Origin of the sequence: Pseudothermotoga thermarum DSM 5069 (assembly GCF_000217815.1) — a bacterium.
GTDB lineage: Bacteria > Thermotogota > Thermotogae > Thermotogales > DSM-5069 > Pseudothermotoga > Pseudothermotoga thermarum.
In genome coordinates, this window is sequence record NC_015707.1 from 14574 (window position 1) to 36717 (window position 22144).

At 41.2% G+C, this 22144-nt stretch carries 18 protein-coding genes and 2 tRNA genes; 13 read left to right on the forward strand and 7 right to left on the reverse strand.

All coding sequences use genetic code 11. The annotated features are described in order from the left end of the window. The first annotated feature begins 59 nt into the window (after positions 1-59). Both THETH_RS00080 and nadE read left to right on the forward strand, forming a co-directional pair. A complete protein-coding gene (locus THETH_RS00080; RefSeq protein ID WP_013931347.1) occupies positions 60-2288 on the forward strand; it encodes an ATP-dependent Clp protease ATP-binding subunit in 2229 nt (742 codons plus the stop codon). 53 nt (positions 2289-2341) lie between these two features. Beyond that, the gene (gene nadE / locus THETH_RS00085) at positions 2342-3184 is read left to right on the forward strand and encodes an NAD(+) synthase (RefSeq protein ID WP_041446467.1); all 843 of its coding nucleotides are present in this window, start codon (positions 2342-2344) and stop codon (positions 3182-3184) included. Between the two features lie 212 nt (positions 3185-3396). Here the strand turns inward: nadE and THETH_RS00090 are convergent, their stop codons facing one another. From THETH_RS00090 to THETH_RS00100, 3 genes are read right to left on the reverse strand one after another with little or no spacing between them, the layout of a single operon-like run. Beyond that, the gene (locus THETH_RS00090; RefSeq protein ID WP_013931349.1) at positions 3397-5283 is read right to left on the reverse strand and encodes an ABC transporter ATP-binding protein; all 1887 of its coding nucleotides are present in this window, start codon (positions 5281-5283) and stop codon (positions 3397-3399) included. Beyond that, complete coding sequence (locus THETH_RS00095; protein ID WP_013931350.1) at positions 5273-7015, reverse strand: ABC transporter ATP-binding protein; 1743 nt, start codon at positions 7013-7015, stop codon at positions 5273-5275. The genes THETH_RS00090 and THETH_RS00095 overlap by 11 nt, the downstream gene beginning before the upstream one ends. Then, positions 6990-7451 carry a MarR family winged helix-turn-helix transcriptional regulator gene (locus tag THETH_RS00100; RefSeq protein WP_013931351.1) on the reverse strand — a complete coding sequence of 154 codons (462 nt, stop codon included), beginning with the start codon at positions 7449-7451 and terminating at the stop codon, positions 6990-6992. The genes THETH_RS00095 and THETH_RS00100 overlap by 26 nt, the downstream gene beginning before the upstream one ends. A gap of 172 nt (positions 7452-7623) precedes the next feature. On the opposite strand from THETH_RS00100, the gene THETH_RS00105 reads away from it, so the two are divergent. Further along, positions 7624-7700, forward strand: a tRNA-Pro gene (locus tag THETH_RS00105). 59 nt (positions 7701-7759) lie between these two features. Then, the gene (locus THETH_RS00110; RefSeq protein WP_013931352.1) at positions 7760-8893 is read left to right on the forward strand and encodes a hypothetical protein; all 1134 of its coding nucleotides are present in this window, start codon (positions 7760-7762) and stop codon (positions 8891-8893) included. Here THETH_RS00110 and THETH_RS00115 read toward each other — a convergent pair. Then, on the reverse strand, positions 8890-9726 hold the full coding sequence (locus tag THETH_RS00115; protein WP_013931353.1) for a BadF/BadG/BcrA/BcrD ATPase family protein: 837 nt from the start codon (positions 9724-9726) through the stop codon (positions 8890-8892). The genes THETH_RS00110 and THETH_RS00115 overlap by 4 nt on opposite strands. A gap of 265 nt (positions 9727-9991) precedes the next feature. Here THETH_RS00115 and THETH_RS00120 point away from each other — a divergent pair, with 265 nt between their 5' ends. The 9 genes from THETH_RS00120 to fba all read left to right on the forward strand — a co-directional run bounded on the left by THETH_RS00120 (position 9992) and on the right by fba (position 19027). Continuing rightward, positions 9992-11770 (forward strand): ABC transporter substrate-binding protein, encoded by a 1779-nt coding sequence (locus THETH_RS00120; protein ID WP_013931354.1) that lies wholly within the window; start codon positions 9992-9994, stop codon positions 11768-11770. Between the two features lie 69 nt (positions 11771-11839). Continuing rightward, complete coding sequence (locus THETH_RS00125; RefSeq protein WP_013931355.1) at positions 11840-12805, forward strand: ABC transporter permease; 966 nt, start codon at positions 11840-11842, stop codon at positions 12803-12805. A 9-nt stretch (positions 12806-12814) separates the two neighbouring features. Beyond that, positions 12815-13903: an ABC transporter permease gene (locus THETH_RS00130; protein ID WP_013931356.1), complete on the forward strand. Its 1089-nt coding sequence runs from the start codon at positions 12815-12817 to the stop codon at positions 13901-13903. Further along, positions 13900-14868, forward strand: a complete 969-nt coding sequence (locus THETH_RS00135; protein WP_013931357.1) for an ABC transporter ATP-binding protein — start codon at positions 13900-13902, stop codon at positions 14866-14868. The genes THETH_RS00130 and THETH_RS00135 overlap by 4 nt, the downstream gene beginning before the upstream one ends. Continuing rightward, the gene (locus tag THETH_RS00140; RefSeq protein ID WP_013931358.1) at positions 14865-15839 is read left to right on the forward strand and encodes an ABC transporter ATP-binding protein; all 975 of its coding nucleotides are present in this window, start codon (positions 14865-14867) and stop codon (positions 15837-15839) included. Before THETH_RS00135 ends, THETH_RS00140 begins: the two co-directional genes overlap by 4 nt. A gap of 3 nt (positions 15840-15842) precedes the next feature. Then, a complete protein-coding gene (locus tag THETH_RS00145) occupies positions 15843-16862 on the forward strand; it encodes a serine hydrolase domain-containing protein (protein WP_013931359.1) in 1020 nt (339 codons plus the stop codon). Then, positions 16841-17935, forward strand: a complete 1095-nt coding sequence (locus THETH_RS00150) for an anhydro-N-acetylmuramic acid kinase (protein WP_013931360.1) — start codon at positions 16841-16843, stop codon at positions 17933-17935. Before THETH_RS00145 ends, THETH_RS00150 begins: the two co-directional genes overlap by 22 nt. A 40-nt stretch (positions 17936-17975) precedes the next feature. Next, positions 17976-18065 (forward strand) — tRNA-Ser (locus THETH_RS00155). A gap of 32 nt (positions 18066-18097) precedes the next feature. Further along, positions 18098-19027: a class II fructose-1,6-bisphosphate aldolase gene (gene fba / locus THETH_RS00160; protein WP_013931361.1), complete on the forward strand. Its 930-nt coding sequence runs from the start codon at positions 18098-18100 to the stop codon at positions 19025-19027. Here fba and rsfS read toward each other — a convergent pair. From rsfS to plsX, 3 genes are read right to left on the reverse strand one after another with little or no spacing between them, the layout of a single operon-like run. Beyond that, a complete protein-coding gene (rsfS, locus tag THETH_RS00165) occupies positions 19024-19365 on the reverse strand; it encodes a ribosome silencing factor (protein WP_013931362.1) in 342 nt (113 codons plus the stop codon). The two genes, fba and rsfS, sit on opposite strands and share 4 nt — an antisense overlap. A 12-nt stretch (positions 19366-19377) precedes the next feature. Then, complete coding sequence (glmS, locus tag THETH_RS00170) at positions 19378-21186, reverse strand: glutamine--fructose-6-phosphate transaminase (isomerizing) (RefSeq protein WP_013931363.1); 1809 nt, start codon at positions 21184-21186, stop codon at positions 19378-19380. Continuing rightward, positions 21125-22141 (reverse strand): phosphate acyltransferase PlsX, encoded by a 1017-nt coding sequence (gene plsX / locus THETH_RS00175; protein ID WP_013931364.1) that lies wholly within the window; start codon positions 22139-22141, stop codon positions 21125-21127. The genes glmS and plsX overlap by 62 nt, the downstream gene beginning before the upstream one ends. Positions 22142-22144 lie beyond the last annotated feature (3 nt).

The window sequence follows — 22144 nt, forward strand, 5'->3', positions numbered from 1 at the left end:
GACCAAAGGGGCGGGCAACCGCCCCTTAATATTTCTAACCTATAAGGAGGTGATAAGGAATGATAGACTTCAAAGATTACACAGAAAGCGCTCAAAGGGTACTCAGTTCGGTTCAAGATATACTTAACAGGTTCTCTCAGAATCAAATGTCTTCTGAGCACATACTACTAGCCATTTTGGAAGATGGTGACAACGCAGCCGTTGATATTTTGAGAAAAATAGGTGTCAACATAGACGCTTTGAGAGATGAAACAACTTCCTTTGTCTCCAGGTATGGTATGAGGGGAACTTCCTTCTACCAACCAGGAGCAGTCTCACAGGTTTACATAACTCCCGATGCAAGGCATGTTTTGGAAGAAGCAAAAAGAGAAGCAAGAAGGATGGGAGATGAAAAGGTTGGAACCGATCACCTTCTGCTCGGAATGATACTGACACCAACTTCGATGACTTACAGGCTCTTGACCAGATACGGAGTAACGCCGGATAAGGTCTACGAAGCCATAAGGGATTTGAGAACCAGTGGGAAAACCGCCGAAGATGAAAACGTTGATGTTTTGTTCAAATTCACCGAAGATCTAACGCGTCTTGCAAAAGAAGGAAAATTGCTTCCGGTAATAGGCCGTGAGAAGGAAATAAACCGAGTAATACAAATTCTTGGAAGAAAATTCAAAAACAACCCTGTGTTGGTTGGTGACCCTGGGGTTGGAAAAACGGCCATAGTTGAAGGTTTAGCACAAAAGATTGTGGCAGGAAATGTTCCGGCGTTTTTGAAGGGTAAGAAAATCCTCAGACTTGACATGGGAAGAATTATAGCCGGAACTAAATTCAGAGGGGAATTCGAGGAAAGAATGAAAAAACTAGTCGACGCGTTGAAAGCCAACGCAAGACAATACATTTTGTTCATCGACGAACTTCACACAGTTGTTGGAGCTGGAGCTGCCGAAGGTGCGGTTGATGCAGCAAACCTTTTAAAACCTGAACTTTCACGTGGAGAAATTCAAGTGATCGGCGCCACAACTATGGCTGAGTACAGAAAGTACATTGAAAAAGACAAAGCACTTGCAAGAAGATTCCAACCAGTTTTGGTTGAGGAACCTTCTGTTGAAGAAACCACAGAGATGTTGCGCGGTATCAAACAAGAGTTTGAAAAACACCACGGGGTAACGATAACCGATGAAGCCATCGTTGCCGCCGCTAAACTTAGCGCAAGGTACATAACCGATAGATTCTTACCTGACAAGGCAATTGATTTGATCGACGAAGCCGCATCGGCAGTTAAACTTCAGGGAAATGGCAAAGTCGTTGATGAAGAAGCCGTTGCAAAAATCGTACAGCTTTGGACTGGAATACCAGTTACAAGGTTGATCGAATCTGAGAAGGAAAAATTGATGAAACTCGAGGAACTGCTGCACAAACGAATTGTTGATCAAGAAGATGCAGTTAGAATCGTTGCGCAAACTATAAGAAAAGCTCGTGCAGGTTTGAAAGATCCAAAAAGGCCTGCTGGAGTCTTCTTGTTCCTTGGTCCAACGGGTGTTGGAAAAACCGAGCTTGCGAAAGCTCTTGCGGAAGTTTTGTTTGGAAGTGAAAATGCGCTGATCAGGATAGACATGAGCGAGTACACTGAGAAACACACCGTCAGCAGGTTGATAGGTGCACCACCTGGCTACGTTGGTTATGAAGAAGGTGGACAGTTGACGGAGCAGGTTAGAAGAAAGCCTTACAGCATAATCTTGCTTGACGAGATAGAGAAAGCACACCCAGAGATATTCAACGTGTTGCTTCAGGTATTCGACGATGGGAGATTAACCAGCGCGAACGGAACGGTGGTTGATTTCAAGAACACCATAATAATCATGACCAGCAACATTGCAAGCGAATATATATTGGAAATGCTTGAAGAGGGTGTCAAAGATTTAACACCTGTGATAGAAGAAGAAATGCGCAAGTACTTCAAGCCCGAGTTCATAAACAGAATAGATGCGGCTGTAATATTCAAACCTTTGACGATGGAACACATGAAAGCAATTGTAGAACTTCAGCTTGAAAGGTTGAGAGAAAGAGTCAAAGAACAAAAGCGCGATGTGATATTCACAGACAAGTTGAAAGAATACCTTGCACAAAAAGGATATGTTCCAGCTCTTGGCGCAAGGCCGTTGAGAAGGGTTATAGAACAAGAAGTGGAATCGTTGCTTGCAGATAAGATAATCTCGGGAGAATTCAAAGAAGGTCAAACGTTGGTGGTTGATGCTGACGAATACGGTGTGATAATAAAAGAAGGGCAGTGAAAACTGCCCTTCTTTTTTTGTTAAACTTAAAATGGTGAAATACTGTGGAAGATATCAAGGAAATATGCAATTTTATTTTCGATTTTGTTGAAAAATACGGTTACAAAGGAATTGTGGTTGGAATCAGCGGGGGTTTGGACTCTGCCGTAACTGCCGCTTTGTGCGTCAAAGCCATAGGAAGTGAAAAGGTCTTTGGGTTGATAATGCCTGAAAGGGATTCTTCGAAGGACACTGTGAAAGATGCAAAGCTTGTTTGTGAGTGGCTCAAAATCCCGTTTAAGGTAAAATCCATAACGCCGATTTTGAGGAAAATCGGAGTTTACAAACTTTTTCCACCTGCGAGGCTTTTTCCAAGAAGTTTTCAAGAAAGGTATGTTCTTAACAAATGGAGAAAACTTTCTCAAGATCCTTTCATCGACGATTTGCTCAGCAAAGGGAACGATCAATTTCTCAAAGGACTTGCTTTTTACAGGATTAAGCATCGTGTGAGAATGTGTTTGTTGTACTTTGAGGCTGAGCAGCGCGGATATGCCGTTGCAAGCACTGAAAACAAAACAGAGTATTTGACTGGTTTGTACGTCAAGTGGGGAGACGACTGTGGGGACATAAGCCCCATAGCTCACCTTTACAAGACTCAGGTTTTTGATCTTGCAAAAAAACTTGATGTACCTGAAAAAATCATCGCCAAAGCACCTAGCCCCGATTTGATACCGGGTATCGACGACGAATTTGCACTTGGAATGAGCTACCAAGAGCTTGATCAAATACTTGTGGCTATTGAAACTGGCAAAGACCTTTCTACCTTTCCGACAGAAAAAGTCAACCGAGTTAAAAAGATTCTTGAAGCGGCAAAAGTTAGAAATCTGAGAAATTATAGAATTGAACGATTTGAATAGGCACGCCAAACGCACCCAAGTTTTCCTTGGTTTTCCGCCTCGGACTGCAGTCCATTAATAAATATACATTTCAAAAAATCAGGGAATTTAAACTTTTGCTGTTCCTAAGAGCTTTTTCGATAAACTTTTGAATGAAAATGCTGTAGAATTCATCAAAAAACTTGTTTTTGCTGTTTCTTAACTCTCAAGAAAATAAACCGTAACACTTAGCACTAAGATTCAACGAAAGCTCCGAGAAATTGGCTTTTGTAGAGTTCCGCGTAAAATCCACCTTTTTCCATCAATTCTTTGTGAGTACCGGTTTCAATTATCTTTCCTTCGTTCATTACGAGTATCAAGTCTGCGTTTTTGATAGTGGAAAGCCTGTGGGCTATGATGAAGCTGGTTTTGCCTTTCATAAGCTGTTGCATAGCCTTTTGAATGTATATTTCAGTCAGCGTGTCCACGTTGCTGGTTGCTTCGTCTAAAATCAGTATGTCTGGATTTACCAAAAAGGCTCTTGCGATGGTTATAAGCTGCTTTTCACCCTGCGATATGTTGCTGGCTTCTTCGTTGATAACAGTATCGTAGCCATCCGGAAGGGCCATGATGAAATGGTGAGCTTGAGCCGCCTTGGCTGCCTGGATGATTTCCTCGTCCGTTGCATTCGGTTTGCCGTAGGCTATGTTTTCTTTAATGGTTCCGTTGAAAAGCCAAGTATCTTGCAAGACCATACCAAAGATTCTTCTAAGGTTTGATTTGACTATGTCCCTTATATCGATACCATCGATGGTTATTCTTCCAGATTGTATTTCGTAAAATCTCATCAGCAAGTTAACAAGAGTGGTTTTCCCTGCACCGGTTGGACCGACTATTGCTATTTTTTGGCCGCTTTTAACTTCTATGTTCAAATTCTCAATTAAAGGTTTTTCAGGAAGATAGCTAAAATAAACTCTCTCGAATTTTACATCACCCTTGACCTTTTCAAGTCTTATGGCATTTGGTTTGTCGGGTTGTTCTTCCTGTTCGTCTAAGATTTCAAAGACTCTTTCTGCTGCTGCAATGGTGGATTGAATCAAATTTGCAATGTTTGATATCTGAACTATAGGTTGAGTGAATTGCCGTGAATATTGTATGAACGCTTGTACATCACCTATCGTTATAACTCTTTTTGTAACCAAAATTCCTCCAAAAACCGAGACAATTACGTAGCCTACGTTTCCTATGAAGTTCATCAAAGGCATTATCATACCGGAAAGAGATTGTGCTCTTTGGCTCGCTCGAAAAAGCTCTGTGTTTATCTTGTCAAATTTTTCAATGGCATCTTTTTCTTTACAGTAAGCTTTGACTACGATATGCCCTCCGTAGGTTTCCTCAACATGTCCCGTTAACTTTCCGAGCAGCTTTTGCTGCTGTGAGAAGAACTTTTGAGAATACTTTGTGATGAAAAATGTCACCAATATACTTGCAGGAAGCGTTAAAACAGTGACCAACGTCAAAAGAGGACTTATGGTCAACATCATGATGATCACACCAACGATTGAAACCACCGCGGAAATGAACTGAACCAAATTTTGCTGCAAAGTGTTGCTTATCAAATCCACGTCGTTTGTCGCCCTGCTGATTATTTCACCGTGCGTTTTTGAATCGTAAAACTTCAGGGGAAGTTTTGTCAATTTTTGCGAAATTTCGCTTCTCATCTTTTTAACTATTTTTTGTGAAACATCTGCCATCAAAAATTGTTGAACAAAATGTAGCAAAGCGCTCAAAAGATAAAAAATACTTACTTTCACCAAAATTTTCGATATGTACTCAAAATTTATCCGTGCATTTGGCAATCGAAGGCTTTTTGCCATAATCCCTCTGAAAATCTCCGTCGTGGCCCTTCCAAGAATTTTCGGCGCTATTATTGTCAAAATCGTTGCAGCTATAGTCGCAGCCAAAGCTATTAGAATCCAAAGAAGATGAGGTTTTAAATATTTGATCAACCTTTTTGTCGTTTCAATGGGACGTTTTGGTTTTTCCTTTTGCAAAATCAATGGTCCACCAGGTCTTGGTCCGCGCATGGGCATTTGTCTTGAAAATCTATCGATCGACTCAGGCTTTTTGTCACGCGTCATTGTTCACACCCCCGAAAGCTTCTTCCTCTGAGATCTGCGACAAAACTATTTCCCGATAGACTTGGTTGTGCTTTAAAAGTTCTTCGTGCTTCCCTATTCCCTTTATTTCTCCATCCTTCAAAACGATGATTTGGTCGGCATGCATGATCGTTGCAACCCTTTGTGCAACGATTATCACCGTCGCATCTTTCAATTTGTTAAGCAGCTTTCTTCTTATCCTTGCGTCAGTTTTAAAATCCAAAGCTGAAAAGGTGTCATCGAACAAATAGATCTTTGGTTTTGAAACGATGGCTCTTGCGATTGAAATTCTTTGTTTCTGTCCACCGGAAATGTTTGTACCACCTTGGGCAATCTCTGTGTTTAAACCCTCTGGCATTTTCGAAGCGAATTCAAGCACTTTTGCAGTATCAGCCGCCTCGAGAAGATCCTCATCTGTAATGTTTCTTCCAAATCTTATGTTTTCAGCTATGGTTGTTGCGAAGATTATCGGTCTTTGTGGAGCATAACCAATAGAACTCCTCAAAACGTTTAGCGGTATCTTTCTTATGTCAACTCCGTCGAGTTTTATCGAACCTTCTGTGATATTGTAAAATCTCATTATCAAGTTGAGGATGGTAGTTTTTCCAGAGCCTGTGCTGCCTATTATAGCCGTTATCTTTCCTGGTTCGGCTTTGAAAGAAATGTTCTTTAAAACCGGTTCTCTTGCACCTGGGTATGTGAAACTGACATTTTCGAACTCTATTACACCTTTGATTTCCGGAACAATTTGGTCCTTTGGATCTAAAATTGATGGTTCTGTTTCCAAAACTTCAAAGATTCTTTTTGCTGAAACCGAAGCTCTTGACATGAAGATGAAAATTGACGAGATAAAGATCAAAGCAAACATTATTTGCATGACGTATTGTATGACTGCCATCATCGATCCAACTTGAAGTTTTCCAAGATCTATTTGTTTTGCTCCAAACCAAATTATCGCGACAATGGTAAAGTTCATTATGATGTTGATCAAAGGAAAGGAAAACGCCATGAGTCTGTTTATCTTCAGCGATGTGTTGGTAAGATCGACGTTGGCTTTCTCAAACCTTTCTTTCTCGTACTCGTCTCTGTCAAAGGCCCTTATCACCCTTACCCCGGTTACCCTTTCTCTGATTATCAAGCTAAGCTTGTCGATTTTTTCCTGAAGTTTTTGAAACATCGGGACGGCGATTTTGTAAATGACGTAAAAAACTCCCAAGGTTAAAGGAACTGTGATCAAAAGAACCTTTGTCAAACTTGGGCTTTTGTTTAAAGCCATCACCACTCCACCGATTGCCAAAGTTGGGGCTCTTATGACCATTCTAAGCATCATAAAAACAACTTGTTGAATTTGGGCAACGTCGTTTGTGGTTCTGGTTATCAAAGAAGCTGTGCTGAATTTGTCCATTTCAGCGAGGGAAAAACTCTGAACTTTTCTGAACAAATCTTCTCTTAGATCTTTTCCCACACCCGTTGAAACCGTTGCGGAGGTGTAGCTTGCCAAGATCATTGCAGCGATGCCAAGACCGGAGAAAAGCAACATCTTTCCGCCAACTTGCCAAATGTACTTCACGTTGCCAGTTACAATTCCTCTGTCGACGATTTTGGACATAAGGTCTGGAAGGTACAGAGTTACGAAGGATTCAAACACAACAAGGGCAATTGTTAGGATAGCAAGCCATTTATAATTCTTAAGATATGCAAAAATCTTTATCATAGTTGTATCCTCCCAGCTGGTTTTTTAGGTTGTTCAACATTTTATCCAAAAGGTTGTTAAGCATTGTCAACTCTTCTTGAGAGAAATTCTCGAAAGCTTTTTGCTCTGAATCTTGTAATTGCTGACGAATTTGATCTATCAATTCTCTTCCACGCTCGCTGAGAAAAACACGTTGAACTCTTCTATCCTTCGCATCCTGAACTCGGTAAATCAAATTCGCTTTTTCCATCCTTCTCAGCATTATCGCAATTGTTGCAGGTCTTAGGTCCAGCTTTTCTGCAATTTGTCTTTGGGTTATTCCCTCTTTCTTTGAAAGTATCATCAGAATCGGTATTTGCCCAGGATGAACCAAAAGGTTTTCAAGCTTTTTTCTGAGCAATCGAAAATGAATCTTTTGAATCAAAAAAAGCTTGTTCATTATTTCCCGAGCTTTCAAAAGATCATCCCCTTTGTTTTACGTCTAACAATAAGACGTCTATATAATAGCATTCACTATCACGTTTTGTCAACGTTGTTTAGTAGTAGAAAAGAAAATCCTGTAAGCTGGGTACTTGATAAACCAAAAGTTTGTGATATTATATTTTCTGGTCATATAGAAGAAAGTGTGTCGGGGCGTAGCGCAGACGGCTAGCGCGCCTGCCTTGGGAGCAGGAGGTCGCTGGTTCAAGTCCAGTCGCCCCGACCATTTTTTATTTTGTGATGGTATAATTTTCTCTGCCGATACACCAAGGGGGGAGGGTTATTGTGAAAACCATCTTCGCTTCATTGGTGATTCTTGCAACTTTATGTGCTTTTGCCATTCAAAGTCCTATTCTTCTACAGAGATCTTTGAACAGGGTGTACCACGATTGTGCAAACCATGTTCTTCTAACCAGTGATGGGAGTTATTTGGTTACCGGATGGGCTGTTTCCCAAAACCGTTCTTACGATGGTTTTGTGGCCAAATTTTTTAGGGATGGAAGGATACTTTTCGAAAAACTGCTTGGCTCAAGATACGATGATGAATTCAGCGTGGCGTTGGAGATAGATGGCCATTATTTTCTTGGTGGAACAACCTTTTCAATTGAAAGCAATTACGATGCTTGGATTGTGAAACTTGATAGAAACGGACAAAAAGTGCTTGAAAAGTCCTTTGGTGGGAGAAAACGCGATGAGATTCTCGCTGGAACTGTATGTTTTGATGGTACTCTGCTTTTTGTCGGTCGAACTTCGTCGTTTGGAAGTGGTGAAACAGATGTTTATGTTATAAAGGTAGACCAAGATTTAAATCTAATTTGGCAGAAAACGTTTGGAGGAAGTTCTTTGGACGAAGCTTATGCAGTTTTAGAGGTAGAGGATGGTTATCTTGTCGTTGGTTTTTCTGAATCTTTTTCTGAAGACGAAGATGTTTATGTTCTGAAAATGGACTTAGACGGAAACAAAATCTTTGAAAGAATTTACGGATATCCGTTTCTTCAAAAAGCCTTTGATGTGGTGCAACTTGCGGATGGTTTTCTTATGGTTGGGGTTAACTGGAACGAACAAGCAGACGATGCCGATGGTTTGATTATGAAGATAGATTTTTCCGGTAACTTGATTTGGTTAAAAACTATTGGGACAAAAGGATGGGAACAGTTCAACAAAGTTTTGGAGCAGAATGATGAATTTATATTGATTGGATTTGCAAAAAACGAATTTACAAAAGAAGAAGATGTTTATGCAGTTAGAATTGATGAAAAAGGAAATGTTTTGAGCGAGTTTTATTCAAACATAGAGAACCCTGATGGTTGCAAATACGCAATAATGTCTGATAACGAACTTATCATTGTCGGTTGGATTGACAACTCGGATCCGTTCAAATGGGACGTTCTTCTTTTGAAAGTCGATATTCGTAATTAAATCAACTTTATTGCGAGAATTTCCTCCAAGCTTTTTTCAAGCTTTGCAAATGTGATCTCTTTGAAATGCTTTTTAAAACTTTCTTCGTAGTAGCTCACGTTGAACATACCACCGTGAAGATAGATCGTTTTTGATTTTGTCAAACGAACGATTTTCTTTGTTTTTCTAACCAATGCTTGGATTTCTTTATCAATCGTTTTTACGACCAATTCTGTAAGCGGCATAACTTTGGCGAATGAGGCTATCTTTTCCTTGAAATCCTCTTGTTTTTGTAAATCCACCAAATCTTCTATTCGTTGAACTTTAAAGTGTTCAAGTAACTTGTCAAACGCAGGGTCGTACTTTCTCAAGCCATCTCGAAATTCAAGAGATTTTCTTATTATTTGACACGCTATGCTGAACGCGCTTCCTTCATCATCGAATAGATGTCCCCAACCACCTGTTCTGACAATCTTTCGATCTTTTGTTATACCCATTACTATCGATCCTGTTCCCGCTATCACAACCACCACAGGTTCTTTTGAATAACAAGCCAGCAACGTTGCTTCGGCGTCAGTTAAAATTCTCATCTCCGCCTGTGGAAAATACCTTTTCAACACGCGAATTATCAAAGATTTTCTTTCTTCACTTCCAGCACCAGAAAAGCCAGCTTGAATGAGATCAACCTCTCCCGACCAATCTTTAACCTTTTTGAAGATTTCATCTAACTTGTTTTCGCCTACTGCAGATAGATTCACTCCACTTTCCAAAGTCAATTTTTTAACGATTTGAAAATCATTGCTCAACGCGGCTCTAAGTTTCGTTCCTCCTCCATCGATACCAAGGATTTTCACTTCATATCACCTCAATTGTAACGATGTTCTACAGAATAAGATATAATGTCATAACATACTGAATCAAACATTATAATATCCTGGGTATTTTCCAGTTTTATTGTACCATGGTCAATGGTCATTTATTAATTTCCATTTTCTCATGTTATCTTCGTTTTTCTTATCCTTTCTTTGTTTTTTGCGTTATCCCGGTGTTTGACAAAATACGTTACATATCGGATTATATAAATGTGAACTTTCTCCACAAATAAGGGGAGGTGTTTGGATGAGGAAATTTGTAGTTTTCCTGTTAATTGTTTTAGCGGCAGTCATGTTGCTCGCTGCCACAGAGTACATGGTTGAAGATTCAAGGTTAACACCTGATCCAAATCCAAAAGTTGGTGGCACTTTGAGACTTGTACTCAGCTCAACTCCTGAGTCGTTCTTGATGTATGGAACCCTTGACAGCGCAACCTACAGTTTGACCATGGGTCCGATGTTTGCACCACTTGTTCAAGAACATCCTATGACTTTTGAGATTGTCCCAGCTCTTGCAAAGTCGTGGGAAGTTTCACCGGATGGAAAAGAAGTAACATTCTACCTCAGAGAAGCTTACTGGTCCGACGGAACACCTATAACGGCAGATGACGTAATATTCACATTCCAGTACTTTGTCATGAACAAATACGCAAGGGGAAATTCCATCGATCGTTTTACATTGCCCGATGAAACCGGCCAGCAAAAACCTGTTGTCTGGGAAAAGGTAAGCGACAAAGTGGTTAAGGCTATTCTTCCAGTACCTTATGGTGCTTTCTTCAGAGTAACCTCCCACGTTTACATTTACCCGAAGCATAAGTTAGAACCTCTCATTGACAAAAGCGATCCAGCTTCTGTCAACAAGATTTGGCTTTCAAACACTGATCCGAAAGAAATTGTCGTGAACGGTCCTTACAAACTTGTCCAAGTTGTTACAGATCAAAAGGTAGTTCTCGAGAGAAACCCGTATTTCTGGAAGGTTGACAGATTTGGAAACAGGCTTCCATATTTTGACAGGGTCGAGTACTTGATTATAAGAGATGCCGAAATGAGATTGGCTAAGCTCATAGCAGGAGAAATAGATTACATGGGTATATCCGGAAAAGATTATCCAATGCTTAAACAAATGGAACTTGAAGGAAAAGCACCATTCAAAGTTTATGCTCCCCAACCAACTGGTGCTACACCAAGTCCTATTCACATTTCCTTCAACTTCGACGTTGATGATCCAGATCTAAAAGAACTGTTTGCTAAACTGGAATTTCGTGAAGCCATGGAATATGCGCTTGATAGAGAAAGAATCATAGAAGAAGTCTTTGGTGGTTTGGCAATACCAGACGCGGGATTGATACTTCCTTCCAACAAAGCTTTCTACAATCCCAAGGTTGAAGAACTTTTAAGACCATACGATCTGAAGAAAGCCAATGAGCTTCTTGATAAAATCGGTTTGACAAAGAGAGATAAAGAAGGATACAGGTTGTTCCCGAACGGTAGAAGAGTTGAATTCAACTTGCTTGTTGCAAACTCTCCAAAGGAATATCAGGACGTAGCATATATATTCGCTGAAGATCTGAAAAAGATCGGTATAAAGGTTAACCTTCAGATTCTCGATTCATCGCTGGTTGGTCAAATGTTTGGTGCGGGCAACTTCCAAGCCGGTATAAGGGCTTTTGGTAACCAACCCGACTTGCAGCTTAGGAAAGCCATCTGGCAACCAGGTACTCAACTTTACTACTGGCATTATTCAACGATGAACAAAGACACCGATCCTCCAAGCCCGGTCTTTGAAAAGATGTTCGATTGGGAAAAACGCATATGGGAACTTTTCGAAAAAGGTCAAGTTGAGATGGATCCAGTCAAGAGAAAGGCAATATACGATGAGGTTCAAGAGCTCTACCACATATATTTGCCGGTTATCTTCGTTTGCAAAGGCGTTCCAACCGTTGCAATTCACAAAAGTTTAGGCAATGCAGGTGTCACTGAGGATGGAACGCTTTACTTCACGGTTTGGACAAGCTACAGAAAATAATCCTGTAAATTCTCAAAAGACAAAAGGCTTCCCCTTCGGGGGAAGCCTTTTTAGGAGGCTTATCATCAGATGTGGGCTTTTATCGTCAGGAGAATTTTGATCATGATTCCAATGATGTTCATCATATCAATAATTTGCTTTGTAATAACAGAGCTTCAACCTGGTGATTTCATATCGCAGTATTTGGACAACCCACGAATCAGTCCACAGATGATTGAAACCTTGAGAAGAGAACTTGGTTTAGACAAACCGGCTACTTACAGGTACTTCATGTGGATAAAAAACATAATAACCAAAGGAGATTTTGGTTATTCCTTTGCTTACCAGCGACCTGTTTTTGATTTGATTTGGGAAAGGTTGGGTTGGACGGTTGGTATCACTTTGCTCACGATTATTTTTCAATGGCTCGTGTCGATACCACTGGGCATAATAGCTGCGAACAAGGCGCATACGCCTGTTGATTACACCATTTCAGTTATAGGGCTAATAGGAATATCGATACCAGACTTTTTCTTTGCCCTTGTGTTGATTTACATCGCTTTAAGTTTTGGTGGGAAAGCTATAGGTGGTTTGTTTTCCCCGCAGTACATAGGTGCACCATGGAGTTGGGCGAAATTTGTAGATCTTTTGAAGCATATTTGGCTTCCAATAATTGTTGTTGGTATAGATTTTGGTGGTTTGATGAGGTTAATGCGTGGGAATATGCTTGACATAATTGGTTCTCCATTCGTAACGGCTTTAAGGGCAAGAGGGCTTGAAGAAAAGGTGGTTAAGCGACACATAATCAAGAATGCTTTAAACCCGTTTGTGAGCATAGCAGGAATGCAGCTGCCAAACGTTTTCAGCGGAACAATAATCGTATCGATTATTCTGAACTTGCCAACGATAGGTCCCTTCTTTTACAACGCATTACTCAACCATGATCAATACCTTGTTCTTGGCTTTTTGATGTTCATAGCTTTGATAACCCAGATAGGAAACCTTCTTGCTGATATAGGGCTTGCGCTGCTTGATCCAAGAATAAGCATCAGCTGAGGTGATTGGATGACGGAAAGAACAAAACGCGTGATTAACCAGTTCAAAAAGCATAAATTGGGAGTTTTTGGACTCTGGATTTTGGTGATACTCTATTTGCTGGTTATTTTTGCAGAGTTCATAGCACCATACAATTTCATGGAATCGCACCGAAATTTCACATATGCTCCACCAACCAGAATAAGGATAATTCATGAAGGAAAATTAACAAGACCATTTGTTTACGGTTTAAAAAGAACCAGAGATCCTGTAACTTTTGCGATCAAATACGAAATCGATAAGTCCAGAATATACCCTGTGAAGTTTTTTGTCCGTGGTGAAAAGTACAAATTTTGGGGTCTTTTTGAAACTGATATTCACCTATTTGGAATAGAAGCCGATCCAAGAGAAGCGATGATCTTGATCTTTGGCGCCGATAGGTTTGGTAGGGATCTTTTCTCAAGGATTTTAGTTGGTGGTCGTGTATCGATGACCGTAGGACTTGTGGGTACTTTGATAAGCGTGGTGATAGGAGCAATCGTTGGGGCTATTTCGGGTTACTACGGTGGTTGGGTAGACGTACTGATTCAAAGATTCATCGAATTGCTCAGGTCATTCCCAAGGATACCTCTTTGGCTTGCCCTTTCGGTTTTAGTCCCGCCGCATTGGCCGAGTACCTGGGTTTATTTTGGCATAGTCATCGTACTTTCGTTCATAGGATGGATGGGAGTGGCAAGGGTTGTAAGGGGTATGGTGCTGAGTCTTAGAGAGAAAGAATTTGTGCTCGCTGCCAAAGCTGCAGGAGTTTCGGATTTCAAAATCATAAGGAAGCATTTGATTCCTAACATAATGAGCTATTTGATAGTTGTCTCAACTCTTTCAATACCTGGAATGATTCTTGGTGAAAGCACCATAAGTTTTTTAGGTTTAGGTATAAAGGAACCAATGACAAGCTGGGGACTTTTACTTTCTCAAGCTCAGTCTTTGTCTGTGATAGCGACAAGTCCCTGGCTTTTGACGCCTGGAATATTCATAATGTTAGCCGTTTTGGCTTTCAACTTTGTTGGAGATGGATTGAGAGATGCACTCGATCCATATAGGGCGGTTGAGAAGGTATGATTCTGCAAATAAGTGATCTCAAAGTTTACTTCAACAGTCCAGATGGACTAGTTAAAGCTGTTGACGGAATATCCTTTGAACTTAAGAGAGGAGAAACCCTGGCTTTAGTTGGAGAATCAGGGTGTGGAAAGAGCGTCACCGCTTTAACGATAATGGGATTGGTGAAATGTCCCCCTGCGAAAGTAGAGGGAAGCATAAAGCTCGATGGTAAAGAGCTAGTCGGATTACCAGATGAAGAATACAGAAAAATAAGAGGTAAAAGGATATCTATGATCTTTCAAGAACCCATCGCATCTTTTGACCCACTTTACACCATCGGCAAACAAATGATGGAAGTCGCAATGACACATCTTGATGTAGACGAAGATGAGGCAAAGAGAATATGCATAGAAATGTTGAAAAAAGTTCACATTCCCCTTGCTGAAAAACGGTTTGATGAATATCCTCACGAAATGAGCGGTGGTATGCTTCAAAGGATAATGATAGCAATAGCACTTTTGACAAATCCTGATATCGTTATAGCCGACGAGCCAACCACTGCTTTGGACGTAACCATACAAGCTCAAATACTCAATCTGCTGAAAGAACTCCAACAGATGTACAACATGTCGGTCATATTCATAACGCATGATTTTGGAGTTGTTGCAGAAGTTGCCGACAGAGTTCACGTCATGTACGCTGGAAAGATAGTTGAAAAAGCCTCGGTTAAAGAGCTTTTCAAAGATCCAAAGCATCCTTACACAAAGGGATTGTTACACTCCCGCGTGAAAAAGGAATACAAAGGCAAGTTGTTGCCATTCATACCGGGAAATGTTCCGCTTGCCACGAATCTTCCGGATGGTTGTAGGTTTCATCCAAGGTGTGCTTACGCCATGGATATTTGTAAGAAGAAATTACCACCAGAAGTGAATTTGAACGGAAGTTCTGTTGCATGCTGGTTATATGCAGGCAGGGATGCAAGATGAGTTGCATATTAAGGCTTGAAAAAGTGAAAAAGTATTTTCCAATAAGAGGAGGAGTTTTTTTACAAATAGTTGGATGGGTAAGGGCTCTCGAAGAGATAGATTTGCAACTAATGGAAAACGAAGTTGTTGGAGTGGTTGGAGAATCAGGATGCGGAAAAACGACCTTTGGAAGAATAGTTGCCAAAATCCTTGAACCAACTTCTGGTTCAATCTATTTCAAAGACAAAGATGTCACCAAAAAAGTACCAAAAAATCTTTTGAAAGAGTTTCGAAGAAACGTTCAGATCATCTTTCAAGATCCCTTTGGTTCTCTTGATCCGCGTATGACAATACGCGAAATAGTAGCTGAACCTTTGGAAGCTCACAACATTTTTGAATCCAAAAAAGAACAGGATGAGTACATAGAGTTTTTGATTGAAAAAGTCGGACTGTATAAGGAATATCTCATAAGATATCCTCATGAGTTTTCAGGGGGACAGAGGCAAAGGATAGCCATAGCAAGGGCGATAGCGCTCAAGCCAAAGATCATAGTTTGCGACGAACCAACATCGGCTTTGGACGTTTCTGTTCAAAGTCAAATAATCAACTTACTTCAACAGTTGAGAGAGGAGTACAAAATTTCTTACCTTTTCATTTCACACAATTTGGACGTAGTGTATCACATGAGCGACCGGTTGATGGTTATGTACCTTGGAAACGTCGTTGAATGCGGGGATTCCAAAGAAGTTTTCGAAAATCCATTGCATCCTTACACAAAGGCTTTGATGGATTCAACACCCAGCTGGGATCCAGAAGTCAGAAAAACTTCCACGGTAAAGCTCTTTGGCGAACCACCGAGTCCAGTGGATCCTCCAAAAGGTTGCCCGTTTGTCACACGTTGTCCAGTCAAAATTGAAAGGTGTGAAAAAGAGAAACCAACACTTGTTGGCGACGAAAAACATAAAGTTGCCTGCTTTTTATGGGGGTTGTAAAGAATGGATATTGAAAAGACAATTGATAGAATCGTAGAAAGTGGAATTTCTAAAATATACCCTGGCGCGACGGTTTTGGTTGCAAAGCCTGGTCAAATCGTATACCAAAAAGCGTATGGAACTTTGGACGGCGTAAAACCCACAAATCTTGAAACCATATACGATTTGGCGAGTTTGACGAAAGTTGTTGCCACAACTACCGCTGTTATGAAGCTTTTTGTCGAAGGGTACCTTCACCTTAACGACACCGTGGGAAGATTTCTTTCTGTGGAAGGCCCAAAGAGAGATATAACCATTCAACAGCTTCTTTCTCACACATCGGGAATGCCACCTTATTCGGATTTGTGGAAATGCTTTAAAGGTAAGGCGCTTCTTGAGGAACTTATAAAGATTCAGCCAGTGGAGCAGCCTGGAAAAAGGATAATTTACTCTTGCCTGAATTTCATAACGTTGATGGCTATTGTAGAGAAAATAACTTCACAAAGCTTTGATCAATTTGTTTACTCGATTTTTGAACCTTTGGGAATGAAAAGTACAAGGTTTTCACCTGGTTTTGGTGAAAACATAGCGCCTACATCGGAGAGGGAAGGTAAAAGGCTGGTTGGTTTACCAGATGATGAACTTGCTTACTACCTTGGAGGAGTCAGTGGAAACGCTGGTCTGTTCAGCAACGTTGTGGATCTTTACAAGTTCATGTCATCTTTGCTTGAAGGTCAAATTGTTCCAAAGAACGTTGTGAAGTTGTTCACGCAAAAGATTGTTCAAGCCGAGAATGGCAAAAGACACCTTGGATGGATGTGTCCAGAAAGCGGTGGTAGCTGCGGAGATTTGCTTACAGAAAAAGGGTTTGGTCACAGTGGTTTTACGGGTACAACCATTTGGTGCCGCGAGGATGGTTTGTTCGTCATATTCTTGACGAACAAGGGTTTCATAAAAAGGCATGAAGAGGAAATAATGAGAATTAGAATACTTTTGCACAACGTGGTGTTTGGAGGAATTGAATGTTCTGGGTCGATCTTTTAAAGCTTGCAAATCAAAAAGAAAGAACGATAATGGGGTTGATGTCTGGCACATCCGCAGATGGTTTGGACATAGTCATTGCTAAGTTCACCGGATTTGGAAGAAATTCCAGTTTCCAATTGGTAAAGTTCCATTCGATCCCCTATTCAGCCGATTTTAGGAAGAAAATCGTTGACCTGTACGATCCTGCAAAGTCCAGCGTTAAAGACATTTGCTTGATGAACTTCGAGATAGGAAAAATTCACTCGCAAATGATCAAACCTTTCTGCAAAAACGTTGATTTGATAGGCTATCACGGTCAAACTGTTTACCACATGCCCGAGCAAGGTGCCACACTTCAAATCGGTGAAGCCGATGTCTTAGCTGTTGAGACGAATATACCTGTTGTGCATTCTTTTCGAACCAAAGACGTTGCGCTCGGTGGTCAGGGAGCACCGATCACGGCTTACTTTGATTGGGTGTTTTTTAGAAAACCAAATTCGGTCGTTTTGAACATCGGTGGGATAGCCAACGTAACTTACACGGAGAATCCAGTTATAGCCTTCGACACTGGACCTGGAAATTGTTTGATAGACATCTACGTGAAAGAAAGCTTTGGATTAGAGTACGATGATGGAGGCAAACTTGCTTCTCAGGGAAAACTGGATGAAAAAATCCTTTTTAAACTCATTGAGAAAGATAAAACATACTTGGAAAGGAATCCTCCAAAAACTACCGGAAGGGAATGGTACAACAAGGAGTTCATCCACGATTTACCACTTAAAGATTTAAACGTGCTGAGAACTCTCACATATTTTACTTCGTGGTGTATCCATGAAAACATTAAACGTTACATTGGCAAAGTTGATCGAATTTACGTTTTCGGCGGAGGAGCATTGAACAAAGTTATGATGGACGATCTTAAAAGTTTTGGCTACAAAGTCTTAATACCAAGCAAAACTTTTGCTAAAGCAAGGGAAGCCTTGGCAATTGCTTTACTTGCAAACGATTTTATTGGTGGTTTGAACACGAGTATCACCACCGTTACAGGAGCTAAACGTGCTTGTATACTTGGAAAGCTTTCCATCCCGTGGTAACCCTTGAGATTTTTCTCTTTTTGTAGTAATATATAAATTCGGAGGCGTGTCCGAATTGGCTAAGGAGCCGGTCTTGAAAACCGGTGGGAGCGAAGCTCCCTTGTGGGTTCGAGTCCCACCGCCTCCGCCAGCTTCAATCCAAACAATTGGGAGGTCTCAAAAATGCCACTGGTCAGTCCGAAGGAGATGTTCAAGAAAGCCTACGGCAAGTATGCCATAGGCGCTTTCAACGTCAACAACATGGAGATACTCCAAGGTGTTATAGAAGCTGCAAAGGAAGAAAGAGCCCCTGTGATACTTCAAATATCCGCCGGCGCAAGAAAGTACGCAAAGCAAATTTATCTGATAAAACTCATCGAAGCTGCGCTTGAGGATGCACCTGATATTCCGATTGCAGTACACCTTGACCACGGAGATTCGTTTGAACTTTGTAAAGCCGTCATAGATGCGGGTTTCAACTCGGTTATGATCGATGGATCGCATTTGCCTTTCGAAGAAAACGTGAAACTCACCAGGCAAGTCGTTGAGTATGCTCATCCACGCGGAGTTGTCGTTGAAGGAGAGCTTGGAAGACTTGTCGGAGTAGAAGAACACGTTGTCGTTGACGAAAGAGAGGCAGTTTTTACAGACCCTGATAAAGCCGTTGAATTTGTTGAAAGAACAGGGGTAGATTCGCTTGCTATATCCATAGGAACAAGCCATGGTGCTTACAAATTCAAAGGTGAACCAAGGCTTGATTTTGAAAGGTTGCAAGAAATTGCAAAACGCTTACCTGGTTTTCCACTAGTTCTTCATGGTGCATCCAGCGTTCTACAAGATCTTGTCGAAAAAGCCAACAAGTATGGTGCCAAAATAGTGGGTGCGCAAGGTGTTCCAGAAGAAATGATAAGAAAGGCTACAATAATGGGTATCTGCAAGGTGAACATAGACACCGATTTAAGATTGGCATTCACAGCCACTATTCGCGAAGTTTTGGCAACTAAACCCGAGGAATTCGACCCGAGAAAGTACTTAGGTCCGGCAAGAGAAGCCATTAAAGAAGTTGTAAAGCACAAAATGAGAAACGTTCTTGGTTGCAGCGGTCAGGCTTAGTCCAACCTGACCGCTGTTGTTTCCCAAAGTCCCTCCAAATCGTAAAATTCCCTTCCGCGTTGTGTGAAAACGTGGACAACTATATCTCCTGCGTCTATCAAAAGCCAATCGTAGTTTGTTCCTTTGTCAAAGTAAATCAGTGGGTGTCCGTTGCTCTCGAAGAATTCAACGATAGCGTCTCTTAATGCTCCCATGTGAATCTGGGAGTTTGCAGTGACGATGACGAAGTAATCGGTCGGCAAAGGTGTCTTTCTCATGTCAAGTACAACGGGATCTATTGCCTCTTTTTCACGCATGAGTTTCAGCAAAAGTCTCAGTTCTTCCAACACATCCCTCATCAGATCCCTCCATCATTCCACTGTCACACTTTTTGCAAGATTTCTAGGCTTATCAGGATCGAGCCCGAGTTCATCGGCAACGTAATAGGCAAAAAGCTGTATAGCCGGCGTCATCAAAATTGGATAAAGTTCGTCTATTGAATTGCTAACAAAGATCACGTCATCTGCCAGTTCAAAAGCTTCCTCGTTGCCTTCGTTGGTGAGCAAAACTATTCTTGCTTTTCTTGAACGACATTCGATTATGTTGCTCTTCGTTTTTGAAAACAGAAAATCGTTTGGTGCCACTGCAAAAACCGGAAAATCAGGTCCAAGCATAGCTATCGGTCCGTGTTTTAGTTCACCGGCAGGATAAGCCGTGGCATGTATATAGCTTATTTCCTTTAACTTCAAAGCTCCTTCCAACGCCGTTGGATACCCATATCCCCTGCCGATGTACATGAAATGCTTGAAATCCTTGTATTTTGCCGCAATTTGATGAATGTTGTCAACTTGATCGAGAAACTTTTCAAAGATCTCTGGCATTCTGAGCAACCTGTCGATCAAACCCTCGTGTTTTTCATCCCAGATTCCCTTGATTTCCATAATCTTTAAGGCAAGCAAGTAAAGCAAAGTGATCTGCGAAACATAGGATTTGGTTGCGGCAACGCTGATTTCAGGTCCGGCGTTCAAATAGAGTGTAAAGTCAGATTCTCTACTCAACGTGGAACCAACGACGTTTGTTATGGCAACAACGGTTGCTCCTTGACGTTTAGCCAGTCTTACTGATTCCAGAGTATCGGCGGTTTCCCCAGATTGTGATATGGCAATAACAACGTCGTTCGGCTTTAAATGTTGCCTTTTATACCTAAATTCAGACGAGATTTCAGCGTCAACATTCACGTCACTTAGATTTTCCAAAAAGTACTTGAAAGATAGCGCGGCATGATAACTTGTCCCGCATGCTACTACTTTTACAAAGTTGATATTCTTTAATCTTTCTTTCAAACCTTCCAGTTCCTCAAAATGAACTTTGCCGTTTTTTATACGACCAGTCATCACAGAGACTAAACACATTGGTTCTTCGAAGATTTCTTTCAACATGAAATGTTTAAAACCAGATTTTTGTGCATCCTCGTAAGACCAGGTGATTTCAATCGCCCTTTTTTCCCTTTCAACTCCGTCGAATCCGAACACTTTCATTCCATCTTCTGATATGACAACGATTTCTTCATCGTTCAGCGGAACCATATACTTTGTGTACTTCAAAAGCGGAGGAACATCTGAAGCCAAACCATGCTCACAGGCAATTAGCGGACTGCCTTTTCTCGCACCGACTATCATGTTTGGGTGATCGGCATGCATGACCGCTATCGCAAAACTACCCTCTAGCTTGAGAACAGTCTTCCTAATGGCTTCGAATAAATCTCCTTTGTAGTGTTCCTCTATCAAATGTGGTATAACTTCTGTGTCGGTTTCGGAAAAAAATCTATGTCCAAGTTCTATCAAGCGATTCTTCAGATATCTGAAATTTTCTATGATTCCGTTGTGAACAACAACTATCTTTTCAGAGCAGTCTAAGTGTGGATGAGCGTTGATGTCGTTCGGTTCTCCGTGTGTAGCCCAGCGCGTGTGAGCTATGCCGACGTTTATCCTTTGTTCTATTCGATCCAAGACTAGGTTTTTTAAATCAGCCACTTTTCCTTTTGTCTTTTCGACCTGCACTTTGCCATTGTTCAAAAAAGCCAAACCAGCAGAATCATACCCTCTGTACTCTAGTTTTTCAAGTGCTTCTATCAGATCGGCTATCTTTATTTCCCCCACAAGCCCCACTATTCCGCACACGCTTTATTTCCTCCTTTATGTTTTCAACAAGTTTCATTTTGCAACCTCTTACGGCAACTTCTATCGCGTTTTTGATTGCAACACGATCGGACGAACCGTGTGCTTTAACAACAATTCCATCTATCCCAAGGATAAAAGCCCCACCGTAAGTTCTTGGATCAAGCGTTGTTTTAAGCTGAAGGAAAACTTTTTTCATCAACAAGGCACCCAGTTTTGCAATGATACCAGAATTTTCTATCTTCTCCTTCAAAGTTTGCAATATCATCTTCGCGGTGCCTTCCATTGTTTTCATCGCCACATTTCCAGAAAATCCATCGGCTACAACTACATCAACTTTCCCAGCGTTTATGTCGTGACCTTCGACGTTACCGATGAAAAAGTCTGGAAAAAGTTCCTTCAAAAGTTTATAAGCTTCCTTTGTCACTTCATCACCTTTGTTTTCTTCTTCTCCAACGTTTAAAAGTCCAAGCTTAGGTTTGTCTTTTCCAAGTACCTTTGCGTACGCAAGACCCATAATCGCGAAATCCAGTAGATGTTCTGGTCTAACCCTGGCGTTTGCTCCCGCGTCGATCAATATCGCAAAACCATTTGTTGAAGGAACTGGTACTGCCAAGGCTGGCCTTTCAACACCTTCCATCCTACCAACAACAAAAGTTGCACCAGCAAGCAATGCTCCAGTGTTGCCAGCGCATACAAAGGCATCGACCAATTTCTCTTTCACCAATTTTAAGCCGACGTACATCGAGGAAGTCTTGCGGTGAAGTATTTCCATTGGTTTGACATCCATCGGTAGGAAATCTTCGACTTCTATCTTTTCCACGCCATCGATTTTTTCAAGCACACTTTTTGTGCCTATTACAACAAGTTGGCAGAGATTTTTTGACAAAAGGGCACCCTCTAGAATTTCTTCAGGTGCCCTGTCACCACTCATCAAATCAAGCGCGATGCGTACCATTTT